The following is a 19,845-nucleotide window of genomic DNA, read 5'->3' as shown; positions in this document are numbered from 1 at the left end:
ATACATAATATAAAAAGCATAATAAAATAAAGTATTTTACATATAATCCATACATCTATTTTAGAATCAATTTCATCAATAGCAACAGTTATGGATTGTTTGTTATATATTACTATTAAGAGCTGAAGTATAGAAATAATTTTCTTAATACCTTCTGACTCATATTTTAAAGGTATATCCTTACTATTTTTATTAGACATAAGTTGAATTAACTCTCCAACTTCACCATTTTCCAAAAGTTGATTACCTAACTCTTTTAAACTAATTGTCAAACCAGGAACTATCTGTTTAAGAACAATATTCATATTGGATATTACATTTTTTATAATATCTACTGTTTCTTTAGGAATAACTGTAGGATTTTCAAGAGAAATCATTGTTTGTCCAACTGCACCACTATTATTTTTTTCATATTTAAAAGTTAATGGTAATGCATTCATACTAATAATACCTGTATTTGATGTATTTATTATAAATAATTCAAAATTACCATAATTAACTAAAGACTCTAATAATTTTAAATGTCTAATAAACTCAGTATTATTTTTATTTGAATCTAATCGCTGACGTATAACATTAAGGAATTCTATTGAAAATATAAATGATCTCGAAGAGTTCATTATTATATTTTTTGCAACTAGCAATTCCATATTTTTTGCAGAATTTTTACCTATAAGACATTCATATTTTAAATCGGGAACAAAGATTTTTTCTGTATTCGTATTTATAAGAGTTTCTTTCCTTTTATTTTCTGAATTACTTTGAAAAGAATAACTTAAAACTTCATTAAAAATTACTAATTTTGGTATTTTATTTGTATTGTTTACAACTATATTTTGATGTTCAAAACTTTCTTCTTTTCTAATATTAAACTCATAAAATGCTTCATATTCTTCATCAGATGATTTAATATTAAAAACATATTTTAATTTAGCATATTCTTCGTCAACATTTATATAATCAGCCATATATGATGGTATTTGATTTCCACAAAGAGCATACTTTAAAAGCTGTATTGCATCTATTAATGCCGTTTTACCTGAACCATTTTGACCATATAACCCCAAAACACTAGCACGGTAATTTTTTCTTTTATTTATAAAATTTATTTGTCCCATTTTAACATTCTTAAAATTCTGAATTGTAATTTCTTTTAATCTAACTATATTATTCACTTTATCACCCCTTTTAATAATTAATATTATATTATATAATATATCCAAATTGAATATATTTTTAGTCATTTTTTGTTCTTTTTTTTAATTTAATTATTAAAAAAATTAAAAATATATTTTATTTAAAATATACAAACATTTTATAAGATAACTTTTCACCATTGAAATCAATAGGTTTTAAGCTCACTTTTGAAACTAATGCCTAAAAAATTGATTTTTTATATTTATCTCCTAAATTTCCATATACACTTATACAAACAGTGTAATGGAAAAACAACAAAATTTTTAATTTATTTGCACCGCTTGTACTAATAATCGTTTTGTAGGCTGTTCTTCAATACAAGTTACCATTGTTATGGTATTTACTTTTGTTTCTTGAACAATATCACTCCAATCTGTTTCTTGAATAGGTTTTATAACTGTAACTTTATAATTTCGATTTCCAAAACGACTTTCATATGTTACAGTATCTCCTATTTCTATATTTTTTAAATTTCTAAAATCATATTTATAATCTCTATTATGAGCACAAAGTCCTACATTTCCGTCCCAAATAGGTGTTTCTGAAAAATGACCTATAGCTGTTTTTATTGTTGAAAGGTCTGCACCATCTTTTATAGGAAACTCATTTATATTTATACTTTCTATTGTTAAGTAACCTAATATATCATGTTCTATTTCTGTTGATTGTGGTAATGGATTAGTAGCACTTTCAAGAGCAGTCGATGCAATCTTTGATATATCCCAGTCATATTTTTCCATTATCTTTGCAAGCATTCTTATAACCTCTGATCTTGTTATATATTCATTACCATTTATTATATTATTGTCATAATCAGAAATAATTCCTGCACCATAAAGATTTCTGACTGCATTATTAACCCATAAAGGTATTTCTTCAGTATCATCATATGGTAATTGCACACTATTATAATTATCACTTCTCACAAAGTTAGATATAATAGATATAGCTTCAAACCTTGTTATATTATTATTAGGTTTAAATATATTTCCATTATATCCACTTACTACTCCACTTTTAACAGCTGAATTAATGTATTCATAAAACCAATCATTAGAAAAAACATCTGTAAAATTTGTATCAGCTTGATTATATTCATAAAGATTAAATTTTTCTAAAAGTGTTACTACTTCTGCCCTTGTAATCGTTTTATCAGGCTTAAATGTTCCATCAGGGTAACCTGTAACATATCCTTTTGTGCTATATTCTGTTATATAAACCTCATCTTTATGGCCTAAAACATCTGAAAATACTGCTCCAGAAGCTATTGATATAAACATTGTTGAAATAGCTATTGTTATAAATAATATATATTTAATTTTTTTCATCTGTATTTGCCTCCATATTTTCTTTAAGCTCTGTATCTTCTAAGAAATCTATATCAGAAATTTCATTATTATTTTTATTTCTTTTAAAAATTTTAAATAATATTGTTAAACCAGATAACAATATTATAAAGAATACAATACCCATAACAATAAACCATAAAGGTAAATCATTTTCATTTTCTTCAATTTCTATCACTTGTGGCTCTACTTTTTCACCTATATATGTAATGGTATAGATTATTTTATCAGAAAATTCTTTTTCAACAGTACCATTAAATGACGTTTTAGCTATATATCCATTAGGTGTTTTGACATCATAAGTTCCTGAATAAAAAGCTTTTGCATTATAATTATTACCTATTGCTGTATCACCTGTACCTAAATTATTATCTCCAATCCATTCTATATCATATAAAGTCATAGCAACTCCTCCACTCCATATGGTTTTTACTATTTGACTTGTATCCATAGAAGATAAGCCATAATATATTTTAGTATCTGTTTTTGTATAGCTTTTCGTTGTATATCCTGTTGCTGTATATTGAATATCATTTTTGTTAAGACTAAGAGTTCCGTTATATCCTTCATCATCAGAATATACTTTAGTTTCTCCAAGACCTGATATTACTTGAGAAGTACTTTGTGATGATACTTTTACTTCAACAGGTTCTGTTATATTTTTAGTGAGTTTTTCAATATATGGCTCACTTTTTAAATCTACTTGATGATATGTATAACCATTTAATTCAAATGTATTGCCCATTAAACTTGTTATATCTTCTGTATTTTTCAAAGTATATATTTTTTCTATATAATACTTACCATCTTTCATATAGCTTTTTGTTTGGCTATCTTCTGCATAAACACTATTTATACAAAAAAATGTTGTTACTAAAGTTATTAATATTATATAAACCTTTTTAAAATTCATTTTTATCACTTCCTTTTATCAAAAACTTTATAAGAATATAATGATATATTTAAAAATATAAAAAACAGGACACAATTTAACGATATTAAATCCTTTCCTTTTTCTGATATAAGCACATATTTAAACTCTTGAAAAAGTATAGATAGCATTAACATAGAAACCAGAAATACAATAAATATAGTTATTAAAATAATAGAAACTTTCCTTATTTTTATTTCATATTTTTCCTCTAAACGTAAAAAAGAAAGCCATTTTCTAAAAATAACTTCCTTAACACCGTATCCGATTAAACTTTCTATTTTTTCAAATTCTATTCTCATAGGGTCATCATTATCTAATATATCTAAATTTATATCTTTATGTTCTCTCATCTGACTTAAAATAAATATTCTGTTTTTTCTCCTTATTTTATAATGCTTTTTAATTATAAAACCTTTTCTTACAGTTATAAAATCAAGTCCTAAAATAAAAGAAAGATAAATATTATTTAACATATAACCTATTAAAAAACCAATAATAAAAAGTAAAACATATCCTAAGTACATTAATTTTTTAAAGTTACTTTCAGTATTTACATTAAGACTTTTATATAAATTGTCTTTCAAAGTGTTACACCTCAAGTTTTTTAACAGTTAATTCAAGAGCTTCTTTATAAAGTCTGTGATAAATAGTTTTGCCTAAAAATATAACGCCTGCCATTGAATATATTTCTAATTCTTTTGTAAATGGTAATACACCATCAAAGCCACCTATTGCACTACTTACTTCTTCATGAGTTGAATATGGTTTTGATATACCTTCAAAAATTAATTTATTTATTCTAGAGAAATATTCTTCATTTGTTCTATAATAAAGCAACCCTTTTAAATCTGCTGTTATTAAACAAACATTTAAATTTGATACATAAATTGCAAACTTAAAAAATATGTCATTTACATCTGACATACAATCCCATATTATAACATCAACAATACTATCCAAAAAATCACTCAATACAGAAAGTTGTTCAAAAGTATAATCTTTTTTGTTTTTTAATTCATAAGCCATAATACCTATTCTAGTATTTTCCTTTAATATATTTACAGCTTTCACTATATTTTTAGAATTAAGTTCGTTAGAAAACAGACCACCTAAACCGTTCTTACCTTTAGAAAAGAATGGTAACATAGGCACAATCTTATCTCCACTTATTAATATAACTTCTTTTTTGTCTTTTGATATTAAGTCTGCAATTAATGCAGAAAATACACTTTTACCACTACTAGGACTACCAAATACAGCGATATGCTTTGCCATATATTTCTCACTCCTTAAAATATTCTTCTTGCTGTTGTAAAAGATTATTAGCCAACTCTTCATTATTTCTTGAAATTATAGATACATAAAATGTATCTTTATTATGCTTTTTCAAAAATTCTTTCTGTTTTTCATTGACAGATACAGTTATTATAGATACATCATCTTTTGTTTTAACAACCGATATTACACGAACAAAATTTAGTGCTGGAATATCTACCAATCCATCATCATATCCATTCATTTTTATAATATCTCCCGTTAAAAGTTCAGTTATTTCACTACCCTCAAGTATTTTTACCATAGTAATAACAGTTTCATTTCCTTTAGGAAGAAGTTCAGCTTCTTTACCATTTATAAAAGGTACTTGACTTATTTTTGATGAAAGTAATATATCATCTTTAACTATATCAACTGATGCAAATCTTCCTAAAACATCATTTATATCAGTCACTAATATATTAGGCATATTTTTATTTCCTATCTCTGTAAATTTAATATTTTCATATACAAATTTTTCACCTTTTTTTATATCTTTTGTCGTTGTAACTGCATATGTAACAGGATATGTTTTTGTTATTGTTATAGGAATACATACAAAGAGTAATATAACAGCTAATAAAAAACAACCAACAGCACAATATACTCTACTTCTCATAACTTAAATATTTTGTCGTATAATACGAGTTATAATACCAACAGCAACACCATTTTCCTTATCAAGCCTATTTACAACAAAAGTTATATCATCATGTTTTCCCGGAATTCTACGGTCAGTACAAGTATGAGCAATAGCATTAACACCTATATCAAGTTTAATAAATATAATACCTTTATAAATATCAGTAATCTTACCTGAATATTTACCTTGTATTTTACATCTTTCTAATTTTTCTAAAACTTCATTTTTAGTAATACTTTTCATATCTGCTTCAATATGTATATCTGTTTCAGAATTAATCTCTATATTTGTAATATGCACTAATACAACATCACCCACAAAAAATTTTTCTCTCGCATCTCCTATCCATTCCCAAGAAAGATTTTTTGCAGGTACAGAACACTCAACACCAAAAACCTCTATTCGTACTACTTTTTCAGCAACTGCAATAATTCTTGCTTGAACAATTCTGTTTTTTGTTATCATTGGATTTTCTTCAGATAAGAAAAACTTCTTACGTTTCATTTCCATTGCTTTTTTTCTGCTAGCAACAACACTTTTTTCTTTATTGTCAAGTCCAAGTATAATAAAATCTAATTCACAACCTAACATATGATTTAAAATACGTAATTGTCTTGTTTTTAAATCACCATAACCTGAATTATCAGAAAGATTTAACATCATTTCATCAACAGGTATAACAATTCTAAAATCTTTGTAATATACAACTGCTATACTGCCATTTTCTGTATTCTCAACACCGCTTAATACACCTGAAAGCATTCTTTTACTCATATATGCATTTTGTATTTGATGCCATATTTTCTCCTTTTTATCATAAGTCTCTTCAACTATATCTCCACTTTCAATAGTAAGTATAGGTAAACTAATATTTTTTTCTTCCATAACTTAAATCCTCCTTAGTTTTTATTAGTCATTAATGATTTTTTAGATATAGACTTTACTGTTTTGGCAGTAGGTATATTAACATCTCCTTTTACAGTTTCTTTTTTAATTTCATATGAAATGTCTTTTGTAGTTATTTCTAAAGTTGTATCTTCTTTCACAAAAACTGATTTATTGTAATTAATTCTCCATTTTGGTATGTAGTCACTAACCTTTCGTTTTTCAAATTTTTTGCTTTCATAGTGTTTTGTATAATCAAATTTCTTTACTTTGAAAACTTTTTGTCCTCTTAAAATAATAAGTGCTTCATCAAGTGGCATTCTTAAAACTTCATCTGATGTTAAAAGTTTTCTTTTAGCAACAGAGCTTGTTTCTCTATAATCTGGAGTATAGTTGCTTATTCTCCAAGTGCTAAGCTGTCTTGATTTTGTTCCAATTTCAACAGTAATCTCTCCCGTACGTTCTGAAATAAATTTTGCTGTCATTTCATCTGTACAACCAAGAGCTATTTGTGTATCACAGTTTCCTAATATTTCTTGCCATTCATCATTCGGATATCTGTTTTTTAACTGTGCAAGATTTTGAAATATTAAAGATATACTTATATTTCTACTTCTTACAGTTGATATTTTCTTTTTAAAATCAGGTATTGCTCCTATATTAGGAAATTCATCAAGTATAAAATTTACAGGTATAGGAAGACTGCCATTAATACCCTTTTGGTCTGCATATCGAACAAGTTTAATAAATAAAAAAGAAAAAAATAAAGATGACAAAAAATCAAATGTAGAATCTTGATCACTTGTAATACAAAAATATGCACATTTTTCTGTTCCTGCTTTAACTAGGTCTATTTCATTATATGATGTTATATTTCTTATAGCTTCATTTTGAAAAACTTGTAATCTTGCACCAAGACCAATAACAACTCCACCTCTAACCTTTTCTCCAGCTTGTTTAAATATGTTATATGGACCTTTTGCAGGATGATGGTTAGGTAAAATATTAAATCTTTCATCCAACTCTTTTTCATTTAATTCTGCTATCATTTTATAAACCTGTCCTAAATTTCTTCGGTTTTCATTCATTTCAGCATCAACGTATAATATAAGAGCCTTCAAAAGATTAAGTTCAGACATATCCCAAAAGTGATCTGTTTTTCCACCACTTGTATTTTTAATAATAACATCTGCACAAGTTTGAGCCATAAGTTCTTCATGTTCTATTTCATTAAGACAATTCCAGCTATCGCTATTTTGTGGATTGACTAAATTAAATACACATATTTTATAACCTTTATTTTTTAAATATAAAGACATATCTTCATATAATTCTGATTTAGGATCAGTAAGAACCATACTTTCTCCACGAAGTGCTGATTGTATAATCATATTTCTTACAAATGCTCTGGATTTCATACTGCCTGATGCACCAAAGACAGCAATATTTTTATTCATTCGTGTTTTTACAGGTATACTTACTACATTCTTATCCACAATTCCAAGGATAGTGCCGTCTGTATTTTTTATATCGCCTATATAAAGTAAATCTTTCATTTCTTTTTTAGTCATATATCCTGATGTACCATATGTACCTTTATATGAATATTTAATATTTCTTTCTCTGTCATACTCTATTTGCTCACCTTTACCCATATTCATTATAAAAAGTATTAAAACACCAATAGCAATACATTCAATACATAAACCAATAAAACCTTCTTTTGAAAAAGTCTGTATTATACAATATAAAAATTCTCCTTTTGGAAAATCAGGTGATGTACCATCCCCCAATACACCACCTTTCAAAGACCATATATTATAGTTTTTTATGAACTGTCCAATATATCCACCTCCATAAAATATAGGTAAAACAATAATTAATATGAGAAATATAAACTTAGTTTTTCGGAAAGAAATTTTCTCTAAAAACTTCAAAATCAACTGTTGAAATTTTAACTGTTTCATTGCAATATTTTGAAATATCCTCCTTTTGAAAATCAAAACATATAATCTCGCCATTTTGTTTTGTATATCTAAGCTGTGTTATAAATGAAAGTAATTTTTTTATATCAAAATCGATCAAAATCAAAACTGGTTCTTCATTTTGATTATATCCATCGTTTATAACTTTACTGTTATTAAACTCAATTAAATCTTCTTTTAAAATATCGATTAAGTACTCATATTTTTTATTGTTACTAATAAGTTTTAAAAGAATAATGCCTTTATCATTTATAGGTACACAGCAAAATTTTTTAAATGGTGACTGAAGTATATTAGCCCATAGTTTACTATTATCAGAATATAATTCTGTAAACGAATTATTATAAAATAATACTGAATTAGTATACTCATATCTTTTTAATAATGAGCGTATAAAAATATCTGCTCGCTTTTCAATATTGGAGAACCAAGAATTCATACTATCATAATGGTAACAAATCCATATAGATTTATTATTTAGCCATAAACCTATTAATCTTGAACTTATTATTTTAGTTGAAAAACTGCCCATATCCTTTAATTCTTTCGCAATAAAAAAAGCAGAATTTACAAAATTTATATTTTCTTCCTGCTTTTTAAATATATCCGGTTTTTTATCTCTAAAAATATCTATATCAGATAAATATATGACAGCAAGTATTTCTGAAATTCTATGCTGTCTTAATCTATGGCTTTTATCACTTCTACGCATAGACGAGTCTGCATTACTCTTTAAAAAATATTCAAAACGATTACTATTATTTTGTAAAATAAATCTTTTGCCTGTTATTGTAAGTCGATATCCTTTTAAATTATCTTTATAATATTTAGTAATCATATTTTCCGCTTTAAGTTTTTGTAATACTTTTTTTCTGTATTCTAATTGTGGTATAACAATTTTTAAAAGTCCATCACCTATTTCTCCTGTCATTGATAAAAGCTGTAAAATTTCATAGGCAACTGACTCTGTTTGTATCATTTCAAAATCATCTCCTTATAGGATATAACTTCTAACCAATACTCCTAAACTTGGTCTGAATTTTAATCTTTATATAGCATTCAAAGTATGGATTTTACTAACTAAATAAAAAGTTCTGACCTATCCCCAAATATTATTTTTTAATGCTATATTTAGAGATATGAAATCTGACCTATGTTTTTACAAACTTTTATTCTTGTGCATGTTCTGTTTCCTATCTTAGTACTATAATGAAGCTCACAAAACAAACCACTGTCATCAATAAGAAAATATGTATTTAATATATCCAAAATTTCTTTTGTTTCTAAATTATCATAATCTCGTATTTTTCTTAAAGGTATATCATTCTCATATTCATATATATAACATATTAAAGCATTTTCAATTCTTTCTATGTTATTTGACTTTGCAAAATTTTCTAACGCAAAAGATAATGGTTCAAGTAAAAAATCTGAATTATTTCTATTGACTCTTTTAGGAAGTAAACAAGGTATAATTATTTCATATCCATTAGTTATTTCAGAAATTTCTATTCCTTGTGCATTTGTAGCTAATTTTAATATTTTATTTCTGTTATTAACAGGAAATGAAGCTACAATATTTCTTGTAGAACAAGCAATAGCTTCTGCTTTCATTGCCATATCAACACCTAAACTTTCAAAATTTTCAGGGTATCTTGTTGCATCTGTAATCTCATAAGCACAAACAGAATTTTTAAAACGTGTTATGTCATCTTTCAGCCTATTAATTCTATTTAATAACGATGTTTGATAACTATTCATAAGTGTAATATTCCACATTCCCTTCTTTATCTACTATACAGAAAAATGCATTTGAAATATTTATATATTCCATTTGACTTATTTCTTGTAAAATAATAATTGGTTTAAAATTAGTATTCTCTTTCATATTTAATATACTATGACAAATCATAACCTCATTACCTTCAGAACAATAGAAAACACTATATATCTCACCTTTCATATACATTTCCAAAACAACAGGAAACTGACTTATACCGTGATAGTTACACTCATTTATAAAATCAAGTACAATATAAAAACTATTTTTTACTGATATATTATATGCTAAGTTTTTATCTGCTTTTATAGTATTACTATTTTCATCAATATATAGTCTTCCTTTTTTCTGAAGACTTTTTAAAATCTTATTGAATGTTACTTCATCTAATTTAAAATATGTTTGAATTTGTTTATAGTCTAAAGCACCATATTCAGAAACTAATTCAAGTATTTTTTGTTCTTTTGTACCTTGTTTATTAATATCAATCACTTTTACATCTCCTTTCGTTTTAATAATTCTTTAAGCTGTTTTCTGTCCGTTGTAATCATTTCAGTTTCTAATGCAGATGCTTTAAATTCAACAGTAACATTATTGTTATTTGTTAATATAAGACCATTTCCTCTTTGAAAATGTGTTATATTCATAACTTCTGTATCACTTAAATTTAATATAGATTGTACTCTTTGAGCTTCTTCATCTTCTAAATTCAAAACAATTTTAGTTTTGCTATTATTAAGTATACCTTTTCCGTATTTACCATCATCAAGTGCTAAAAAGTCATTTATATCTTGAGTTGCACATATAGCAGAACCACCATAACCCCTTATTATTTTAAATATTTCCAGAACAAACTCTGCTGCAAGTCTATTACTTGATGCTCCTATAAGTTGCCAAACCTCATCTATAAATATAGCTTTTTCTTTCGTTCTATCTTCTTTTGCTTTATCCCAAACATAATCAAGAGCTAAAAACATTCCAACTGTCAATAAATCTCCTGTAAGTTCTGAAATATCAAGTACAATATACTTATTGTTAAGACTTACATTAGTCTGTTGATTAAATGTACCTGCTGAACCATGTACAAGTCTATTTAAAATATTAGCTAATCTTTTTGTTTTTTCACTTTCTATAAGCACTTCATACAAATCTTCTAAAATAGGCATTTCTTTATATTCTCCATTTTTATTATATAAAGACTCATTTTGATGATAAATACCCTTTAAATTGTATGTTTTTATTAATGCCTCATCTAAAAGTTGACGTTCTTCATGACTTATATCTGGTATCAATAAAGAAAAGAATATATGTAATCTTTGAATTTTAGATGCTAATTCTGAACGCTCTTCTGTTTTTTCACCATCAATACTGTTATTTATAGTTCTATCCGTTTTCCTTATTTCCATAACATTAATACAGCTTGATGATGCCGGTGAAATCTGTATAAATTCACCACCTATATTATTACAGGCTCGTCTAAATTCATGACCTTTTAATGGTGCAAGTATAAAAACTTGCATATTTTTCTCCCTCATTCTTAATGCCATTAATTGCATAGTAAATGTTTTACCCGCTCCTGATGTACCTAATATAGCCATATTAGCATTTTTATAAATTTGGGAATTAAAAATATCAATAATTATAAGTGAGTTATTGTATTTATTTACTCCAAGTAATATGCCATTATCATCACTCATTTCAAAACTTACATATGGATAACAGGATGCAACACCAGATGTAAGTATATTTCTTTTTGAAAGGTCATAAAGACTTTTTTCAATTTTATTTAGTGGAAGTGTTGATAAAAATGCTTGTTCTTGTCTGAAATAGCAAGGCTTTATATGTAAATCTTGAGAAACCATAAGTTTTTTCATTTCATTAGCTCGCCATTCAAGTTCTTCTATACTATCTGCTGTTATTGTAATTAAGATATTCATATAATAAAAATCTTGATTGTTTGATATACCATCTTTTAAATAGTATCCCGAACGAATAGCACTATCAATATCATCAAAATCTGTATTAGTATCAGATGTTTCACGTATTTTAGATCGATTAATACGTATCTGTTGACCTAATTTAAACTGTATTTTATCTTTAGGTTCTTTTTTAATAAAAATATCTACATCTATACCTTCTCCGGCATTTACAAGTAATGATATCCAACCTGCTATAACTTGTGACTTATATCCATCAGAGGGTATCATAAAATATCCATAATATAAACCATCAATTTCTATATAATTTCCTTTTTTAATACTAATCTCATCAGCCATTATAAAATCTGAAACAGGTATTTTATCTATAATGCTTTTATCTTCTTGTAACATATATTTGCTTAAAACTTCAGAAACTCTTTCAGTAAAAGGAATAGTATTACTCTTTTTACGATTAAATATAATATAGAAAAGCTCAGTCATAAATTCTTCTTGATTTTTATGTTCAATGATATTATTTCCACATTGACTTAAATATGTTTGTACTGTTCTTTCAGCAATTTCAAGCTGTGAAATAGCATCTCTTTCTTCGTTTTTTCTATTGCTTCCTAATATAGGTTCATACTCCAAAACAATAAAAAAACGCCTTGTTACAGCTTCCTTTAAACCGATACGGCGAATTAAGTTATAATAATCCATTAATAGTATTTTACATTTTTCATTTTCTTCTTTATTTATATCAGACTTAATTTTTTCAAGATGATTACTTATATCAGCTTTCTTTGATACAACTTTTATCTGCATTTTTACAGGACTGATTTTTAAATACGACATATAGGAATAAATAATATTTCTTTGTTCTCTACTACTTCTTAAAAGAAAGTTTATAGGTTCAATTTCTATTATTTTTATATATCTTTTATCTTTCAAATAACATATACCATTTTCAATTTTTTCTATTGGAAAAAAGTCATTTATATATGTATTTTTATTTTTTATACTCTTATATTTTTTTGTTTTTTCATCGTATTCTTCAGGTAAATCACCCATATCTTTAAATATTAATCGCTCGCTTTTCTCTTCTTGATTTATAATAGTATCATCTTTACAAATAATTCTTCTTGATTTTATAAATTTAAAAAAGTTAATAAGAAAAGATGTTAAACTTTCATCCCCAATACCTATTAATGAAAATATGCCTATTGGTAACGCTGTTAAACATAGTATAATTATTTTTTCATTAAAAGTTAAAGCTGTTATTTTCAATATTGGAATAGATACTCCAAATACAAAAACAACAGCTTCTATCGTATTTCTTAGTTTTAACATACCACCAAATAATGAACCTTCATTTATAAAATTGGGTGGTATTAAAAAAATGTCTTTTTCATCTTTTGATTTTGAAATAATTTATCGCCTCCTCCTAATTAATATTTTGTTTATCAGTTAATATACTGTCTTGGATTTACCTCATTACCATTTAATAAAACACCTAAATGAAGATGTGGACCTGTTACCCTACCTGTTGCCCCTACATTTGCAATAACTTGTCCTGCTGTAATAGTTTGTCCTTTTGTAACAAATATATCACTACAATGGGCATATAAAACAACCACTCCTTCACCACAATCAACTCTTATATGATTACCATAACCTGTTTTTGAAAATACTACCGATGTTACAACTCCACCAGATATAGCGTTTATAGGTGTACCTGTTGGATAAGCAATATCTAATCCTTCATGAAAAGCACTACTGCCATTTATAGGGTCAGTTCTATATCCAAACTCTGAAGAAACAGCACTATTCCAATCCTTACCTATAAAAGGTGAACCCCATTTACCATTGCTGGAAAATATAAGATATTTAAAAACATTACTAACATACTTAGGATTTCCATATGTATTCCAACCTAATTTTTCTTTCATCATATTTGAAAACTCAATAGCGTTGCTTTCTGAATATCCACCATATTTCTCTAATGCCCAACTTATATATCCGTTACCAAAATTATAACCTTGTAATGCTAAACTTAATTTATCTGTCTGGCTTGGCGAGATACAGCCTGCGGAATTCAAACAATCTGATAAATAATGTATACCAACTTCTATAGAATATTCAGGATCAGTAATACCATTAGACTTTGTAGGATATTTTTTATTATATGGACATTCACTTGCTTGCATAACATCAGGAACTCTTCCTCCACTTTCTGCCATCATAACTGCACATATCACATCAAAAAAATTACTAATACCAAACTGTTTTGCATACTTTCTAATTAAATCACTATATTCTAATACTTCATCACTAACTTGTGATGATACAGAGCCAAGATTATTTCCATAAAGAAATTTTTGTGTGTTTTCTGTATAATATAATGCTATTTTCTTCTCAAACTCATTTAGTTTAAATATATTATCTACAAAATAATCATCACCTATATAATTAACAATATATGTATATGTTTTTATACCATTTTCATTTAAGGTTTTAACATCATAATAAAATAGTTTATCAATATGAGTTTTTATTATACTAATTACATCATCTGTATTAAATTCTTCTGTTCCTTTAAAAACAGAATATTGACTTAATATAAGCATAGTATTAACTGTTCCATAACTAAAATTATCAGATATAATACCTTTTTCACTTTCATCAAGTGCATTTATTTTATATTGTATGTCTTCTAAAATTTTATCATGTGCTTCATCTATTACAGACCATATAGCTGATTGATACTCTTGAATATTTTTCATAATAACCGATTGATTATTTAAAGCATCTAAAGAACCAAAGCTTCCAAATAAAAACGAAGGAAGCATACATATAAATAAAATAGGTAAAATAAGTATAAAACTAAGTCCAGCTATAGCTTTTCCAATATTTTCTTTCTGTTCCCACAAAAGTTCTATAAGTGATATGGGTACGTATTTACTATGCTTTAAAGCTTTTATAAATAAACCTATATTCATTATATTTTATCCTTCCTTTTAGGTGGTTCAGGTAATTTATTTTCTATATGTTCATGATATTGTATTTTCCCATCTTCTTTCATAAATGGTTCTTTTATAACTGTTGGTTGTGCATATTGATGATACCATTTTGAACCATCTATTGCTGTTACTGTTTTATAATCACCTTTTGAAGGTGGCATATATTTATCTGTTGAATACATTGCAAATTCTCTTGTTTCTATTGAATTGTTTGATGTTTCTTGACCTATAATTCTTCCACCACCGATTTCTATATTACTGTACACAGGTGTATCTAAATTGTTTCCAGATGATGTATGTATACCTTTGCCTGTATTTTCATAAACAACTTGACTTCCTCCACTTATACTATTCAAATTAATATTTTCTTGAGCTGCAATCACCCCATTTTCTAATACATTATTATTATTTCCTATTTCATTACTACTTATTGAATCTACTGTATTTTCTAAAGATACAGCATTACTATTTAATGAAGGTTCATAAACAGTTCCTGTATTTTGTTGATATTCTGCTATTACTTGTTCTGCTGACATTTCCATATTATTAAAATCTATTCCTTTTTCCTGTTGTATATTAGAAAAGTCAGTATTTTCACCTATACTGCTATTTGATACACTACTAATGTTTGAATTATTCATACCCATATATGACTCAAAAGCCTGTACTGCATCATTACCTTTAATAGCACCTATTTTTTCTATATCACCATTAGCTACTTTACTTATTATATCAGTAGAAAAACTTCCACCTTTTTGTATAGATGAATTATAAACAGAACGTGCTATATTAGATGATATACTATCACTTTTACCTGTTATATTTTGTATTGCATTTTGACTAAAATGTCGTCCAACAGCTCCAGCCAAACCACCTTGTAAAAATGCAGTTTGACTACTTGAATTATTACTTTCTGATTTATCTACTGATGAACTCTTTCTTGTTTTATCTATTGTTCTTAAAGCAATAGCTCCTTCACTTAACATAGAGCTTCCTGTTGTTCCTACGTTTATACCAAGCATTTGAACAAAACTATCTACTTTTTGAGAAATCTTTAAAAATGCAACTGCACATAAAAACCAAATAAGAAAATTTCCATTTTCTAATGATAAAGGATTTGCAATAAAGCCTGCAAACATAGAAGTAAATATTCTTAAACACCAAACATTCATTATTATCATTAAAACTTGTCCACCTAACATACGACACCAGCTTTTAAATATATTAGCTGTATTTTGAGAGCCACCCATAGAAAAAGCAAGTGGTGCAGTGAATGTTAAAACGCCTAAAAGTACATATCTTTCTGCTGCTTCAAATAACAGTCTTATATAATTCCAAGCCAAAATAATAAGTAAAATCAATGCAATTAATGCAATAGAACCACTTAACGATGTACCTAGAATAGTAAGTAAAACCGAATTAAAATTAGCGAAGTCTAATGGTGGAAGTTCTTCTGTCATAAGCCAAGCATATGGAGTCCCACCTATTTTCAATACTATATTTAATATTTCATCAGCATATAATGATAAAAATAAAAATATCATAGTTCTTATTGTTAAAGAAACGGGATTTTCTGCTTCTCCTCCTGATAAAATACCAAAATTACGAAAAAGCTGAAAAATCAAGTTTAATAAAAGCAATCCTATAGATATTGCTACAATTATACTGTAAAATGTTTCTGCTGCCGGAAAATATCTTATAAAGGTTTCCATATCGCAACCAAGTGCTCCAAGAACAGATGTATTAATCATATCAAGAATGTTCATTACTTGAGTAGCAATCCATTCTACAATACCATCTAATATTCCCAAGGGTATCCCTCCATTTATTTATGCTGTCCATTGACCACCTTCAAAGAATGGTGTTATATAAGCCATAATAAATCCAAGACCATTTATAATCGCCCAAGTAATAACTATTCTTTTAAGCCATGCTCTTGATTCATCAACAGTACGACCACTTCTTGAAAAGTTCATCATTAATAATGCAATAGCTGCTGTTACAACTGCTGCTATTGTTGATATGGTAACTATTTGGCTATAAACATCTTTCATAATCTCTGTTGCTTTTTCCCAAATAGTTGCTCCTAGTACAGGTTCAGCTGTGTATATAAGCGTTGTTAATGTACAAAAACTTATATAGAATAACTGTATGGTATAATTTTTAATATTCTTTTTCATATACTACCTCCTATAAATTATATTTTTGAATATAAAAAGGCATCTGATTAAAAATCAAATGCCTTAATTTATTCATATAATATTTTGTTTTTATAAAATACCACGATAATATATTATCATATATTAAATACTATGTAAATTTCTTATCAGTATCAATTTAGTGTCAAAATATACTTGAATATACTAATATTATTAATGAAATTTATTTCATATTTTTAGTGCAATATTTAACATAAAAATAAATCTAACATAATAATTTCATTCTTTTTCAAAATCCAATATATTTTAAATTTTTCTTGTTAATAATACAATTAAAAATTCAATAAAAATAATAAATCTATATTTTAGGTTTACAAATTTATAAATAAAATATCTTTATAAAGTGATGAAACACATATCCATAAATTGTAGTGAATATTAAATTATTATACTCTTATGGAAATGCTATTCATGAAAATTTAAAAATATATTAATTAGAAAGGTGGAATTTTTTATGAGAGATGTAAATATTGATTTTAATGATTATTATATTAATCAAAGTGGAAGTAGTTTTAAAGATATTAGATTTAAAAATAATACAACTGTAGGAACATATGGTTGTGGGGTTTGCTGTGCTGCAATGATTATTTGTAAAGAAAAAGGTCTAACATCTGATTCAGATAAAGCTAGTGTAATAAGAAAAGTTATTGATGAATCTACAAACAATAATGGCGATTTAACTTACAACACAATTACATATGGTGGTACAAAATTCAATTGGAGTATAGTTTCAGATATGGCAGCAGAAATTGACAACAATACACCTGTAATTTGCCAGTTAAATGGACATTATGTTTTAGTAAATGGCTTTGATACTAGCAAAAGTGGTTTTTCAGCATATTTAATTAAAGACCCTGGTGCAAGAACAAATACAAATCTAGCTGAACCAATGGAAACTTATGGAGAAACAATTAAAAATAAAATAGTATTGAAAGCTCAATAACTTTTTATTAAAAGAGACAGAGATTTTTTCTCTGCCTCTTTTAAATATTATTTATTGTAAATAAATGTATCTAATAAATCACGGTTTGATATAATAATATCAATATGTGTATCATTTAATGGAGAAATCCAGCTAAAATCATATATTTGATTTTTTTCTAACGCTTCTTTTGTATAATAATTAAAAATTATTTGACCTGCATCACCTTCTGATACTTTTAATGTATAGTTATTGAAATCTAAATAAGGAAATATACTCTGTATATATTCTTCAGCTTTTTTAATATATTCTGTATCTGTTTCTTGTATGTTTTTTTGACCAATATCATATCTTACTATATAAGTTCCCCATTTAATAGGTGCATAAATTTCTTCACCAGTTTCTAATTCTATTTGATTAGCAACTGCTATTGCATTATTTATAAATGCACGTTTAGCAGTAATAATACCTGTGTTATTTATATAATATACTTTAAAATGATCTTTTGATTCATCTTTTGATATAACTTCATACACCTGATTTGGTTCTGGTTTTTGAGGTTCAATAATTTCATATTCTTTTTCTAAAAAATCCATTTCAATATCAAGTTGCTGTAAGACTCTTTCTTTTGTTATTTCTTTATCTTCCGAACAATCAAAACAACATAATATTGTAGTATCTTCTGTTACAAATTGCTGCAAATATGATGTTTTTAATTCATCTTTTGTACAGGCTGTTAATAAAAATACAAAAGACAATAATACTAGTATCTTTTTCATAAAAATCTTCTCCTTTCCATATAAAGGTATTAATTTCATTATAACTGTTTTAAATTTATTTTACTATAAATTTCATTTTAAAAATTAAAAATAAAATCTTTAAATCATTACTGATTGGAATACTTATCATTTAACATTAAAACTTTTTAAATGATTACATTATATCTTTAATATGATAATAAATTGTTTTATCATTTCTTATCTATTAATTAATATATTTTATTTTATATTTTAATAGGATTAATCATTTTTTCTTTTCAGAAACACTTTATAATTTTATTATATAATAATTTGTATTTAGTAAATAACATAATATATTACTATATACTATTATTTAAAATAAAAGCTTTTAAACAAAACATATAGAAATTTTATAAATAAATCCCTTCAATTGCCTTAAAGCATTCTCTTGATGTATATCCCCATAAAAGTCTCCCTAATTGTAAAATAGCCTCATTCTTTTTTCTAAAATATGTACTTCTTGATATATCTTTTAAATAATCATTAAGCTTTTCTATTATTTCATCTGTATTTGATAATTCTTGTGGTGAAAGATATGTATAATAAAGTATCCAATAATAAATTTCTCCATTCTTATGTTTTCTACGAAGTAAATCAACCGCACTATCAACGATCCTAAGCATATTTCTACTTTTTTCTATACTTTTTGTATGTGCCTCTATATCCGTTCCTCTAAGCTCCATTCCTGCATCATATGCCATATCTAAAAATCTATTTATATCACACCCATACTCAATATAAAAGTTTTTATTTACATTATGTATAGCTACCTCTAGACTCCAAACAACATCTCTATAATTTTTTAAAAGTAATTCTGTATTATGAAAAACTTTATTTTCAAAATCATTATCTATCTTCATAATTTTCTCCTTTTTATATAAAAA

At 26.1% G+C, this 19,845-nt stretch carries 18 protein-coding genes; 1 reads left to right on the top strand and 17 read right to left on the bottom strand.

Annotation, left to right across the window (positions count from 1 at the left end; translation table 11 throughout):
• The 15 genes from B5E58_RS04515 to B5E58_RS04445 all read right to left on the bottom strand — a co-directional run.
• Positions 1 to 1,175, bottom strand: a 1,175-nt coding sequence (locus B5E58_RS04515; RefSeq protein WP_088108497.1) for an AAA family ATPase, incomplete at its 3' end; no start/stop codon positions are given.
• 285 nt (positions 1,176 to 1,460) lie between these two features.
• A complete protein-coding gene (locus B5E58_RS04510) occupies positions 1,461 to 2,525 on the bottom strand; it encodes a sortase (RefSeq protein ID WP_088108496.1) in 1,065 nt (354 codons plus the stop codon).
• Complete coding sequence (locus B5E58_RS04505; RefSeq protein ID WP_088108495.1) at positions 2,512 to 3,456, bottom strand: hypothetical protein; 945 nt, start codon at positions 3,454 to 3,456, stop codon at positions 2,512 to 2,514. Before B5E58_RS04505 ends, B5E58_RS04510 begins: the two co-directional genes overlap by 14 nt.
• A gap of 5 nt (positions 3,457 to 3,461) precedes the next feature.
• A complete protein-coding gene (locus B5E58_RS04500; RefSeq protein WP_088108494.1) occupies positions 3,462 to 4,061 on the bottom strand; it encodes a hypothetical protein in 600 nt (199 codons plus the stop codon).
• Between the two features lie 4 nt (positions 4,062 to 4,065).
• Positions 4,066 to 4,752, bottom strand: coding sequence for a hypothetical protein (locus tag B5E58_RS04495; protein WP_088108493.1), 687 nt, complete (start codon positions 4,750 to 4,752; stop codon positions 4,066 to 4,068).
• Between the two features lie 7 nt (positions 4,753 to 4,759).
• Complete coding sequence (locus tag B5E58_RS04490; RefSeq protein WP_088108492.1) at positions 4,760 to 5,410, bottom strand: SAF domain-containing protein; 651 nt, start codon at positions 5,408 to 5,410, stop codon at positions 4,760 to 4,762.
• 3 nt (positions 5,411 to 5,413) lie between these two features.
• Complete coding sequence (locus tag B5E58_RS04485; protein WP_088108491.1) at positions 5,414 to 6,319, bottom strand: S1 RNA-binding domain-containing protein; 906 nt, start codon at positions 6,317 to 6,319, stop codon at positions 5,414 to 5,416.
• 14 nt (positions 6,320 to 6,333) lie between these two features.
• Positions 6,334 to 8,256 carry a VirD4-like conjugal transfer protein, CD1115 family gene (locus B5E58_RS04480; RefSeq protein ID WP_242956595.1) on the bottom strand — a complete coding sequence of 641 codons (1,923 nt, stop codon included), beginning with the start codon at positions 8,254 to 8,256 and terminating at the stop codon, positions 6,334 to 6,336.
• Positions 8,219 to 9,283 carry a hypothetical protein gene (locus tag B5E58_RS04475; RefSeq protein ID WP_088108490.1) on the bottom strand — a complete coding sequence of 355 codons (1,065 nt, stop codon included), beginning with the start codon at positions 9,281 to 9,283 and terminating at the stop codon, positions 8,219 to 8,221. Before B5E58_RS04475 ends, B5E58_RS04480 begins: the two co-directional genes overlap by 38 nt.
• Before the next feature lie 152 nt (positions 9,284 to 9,435).
• The gene (locus B5E58_RS04470; protein WP_143597233.1) at positions 9,436 to 10,065 is read right to left on the bottom strand and encodes a DUF6100 family protein; all 630 of its coding nucleotides are present in this window, start codon (positions 10,063 to 10,065) and stop codon (positions 9,436 to 9,438) included.
• Positions 10,058 to 10,576, bottom strand: coding sequence for a DUF5697 family protein (locus tag B5E58_RS04465; RefSeq protein WP_088108488.1), 519 nt, complete (start codon positions 10,574 to 10,576; stop codon positions 10,058 to 10,060). Before B5E58_RS04465 ends, B5E58_RS04470 begins: the two co-directional genes overlap by 8 nt.
• A gap of 2 nt (positions 10,577 to 10,578) precedes the next feature.
• A complete protein-coding gene (locus tag B5E58_RS04460; RefSeq protein ID WP_242956594.1) occupies positions 10,579 to 13,350 on the bottom strand; it encodes a VirB4 family type IV secretion system protein in 2,772 nt (923 codons plus the stop codon).
• A gap of 113 nt (positions 13,351 to 13,463) precedes the next feature.
• Positions 13,464 to 14,999: a lysozyme family protein gene (locus B5E58_RS04455; RefSeq protein ID WP_088108486.1), complete on the bottom strand. Its 1,536-nt coding sequence runs from the start codon at positions 14,997 to 14,999 to the stop codon at positions 13,464 to 13,466.
• Positions 14,999 to 16,831 carry a hypothetical protein gene (locus B5E58_RS13740; RefSeq protein WP_242956593.1) on the bottom strand — a complete coding sequence of 611 codons (1,833 nt, stop codon included), beginning with the start codon at positions 16,829 to 16,831 and terminating at the stop codon, positions 14,999 to 15,001. Before B5E58_RS13740 ends, B5E58_RS04455 begins: the two co-directional genes overlap by 1 nt.
• Positions 16,832 to 16,849: 18 nt before the next feature.
• Entirely contained in the window at positions 16,850 to 17,200 is a 351-nt protein-coding gene (locus B5E58_RS04445; protein ID WP_088108485.1) for a fimbrial protein, read from the bottom strand.
• A gap of 493 nt (positions 17,201 to 17,693) precedes the next feature.
• On the opposite strand from B5E58_RS04445, the gene B5E58_RS04440 reads away from it, so the two are divergent.
• A complete protein-coding gene (locus B5E58_RS04440) occupies positions 17,694 to 18,182 on the top strand; it encodes a papain-like cysteine protease family protein (protein ID WP_088108484.1) in 489 nt (162 codons plus the stop codon).
• Between the two features lie 47 nt (positions 18,183 to 18,229).
• On the opposite strand, the gene B5E58_RS04435 is transcribed toward B5E58_RS04440, so the two are convergent.
• Positions 18,230 to 18,940 carry a lipoprotein gene (locus B5E58_RS04435; protein WP_088108483.1) on the bottom strand — a complete coding sequence of 237 codons (711 nt, stop codon included), beginning with the start codon at positions 18,938 to 18,940 and terminating at the stop codon, positions 18,230 to 18,232.
• Positions 18,941 to 19,311: 371 nt separating this feature from the next.
• Positions 19,312 to 19,821, bottom strand: coding sequence for a hypothetical protein (locus B5E58_RS04430; protein ID WP_088108482.1), 510 nt, complete (start codon positions 19,819 to 19,821; stop codon positions 19,312 to 19,314).
• Positions 19,822 to 19,845 lie beyond the last annotated feature (24 nt).

It is taken from the genome of Tyzzerella sp. An114 (genome assembly GCF_002161055.1).
Taxonomy (GTDB): Bacteria; Bacillota; Clostridia; order Lachnospirales; family Anaerotignaceae; genus Fimicola; species Fimicola cottocaccae.
Note: the sequence above shows the minus strand (reverse complement) of the source record. Positions and strands in the feature narration are given on the sequence as shown.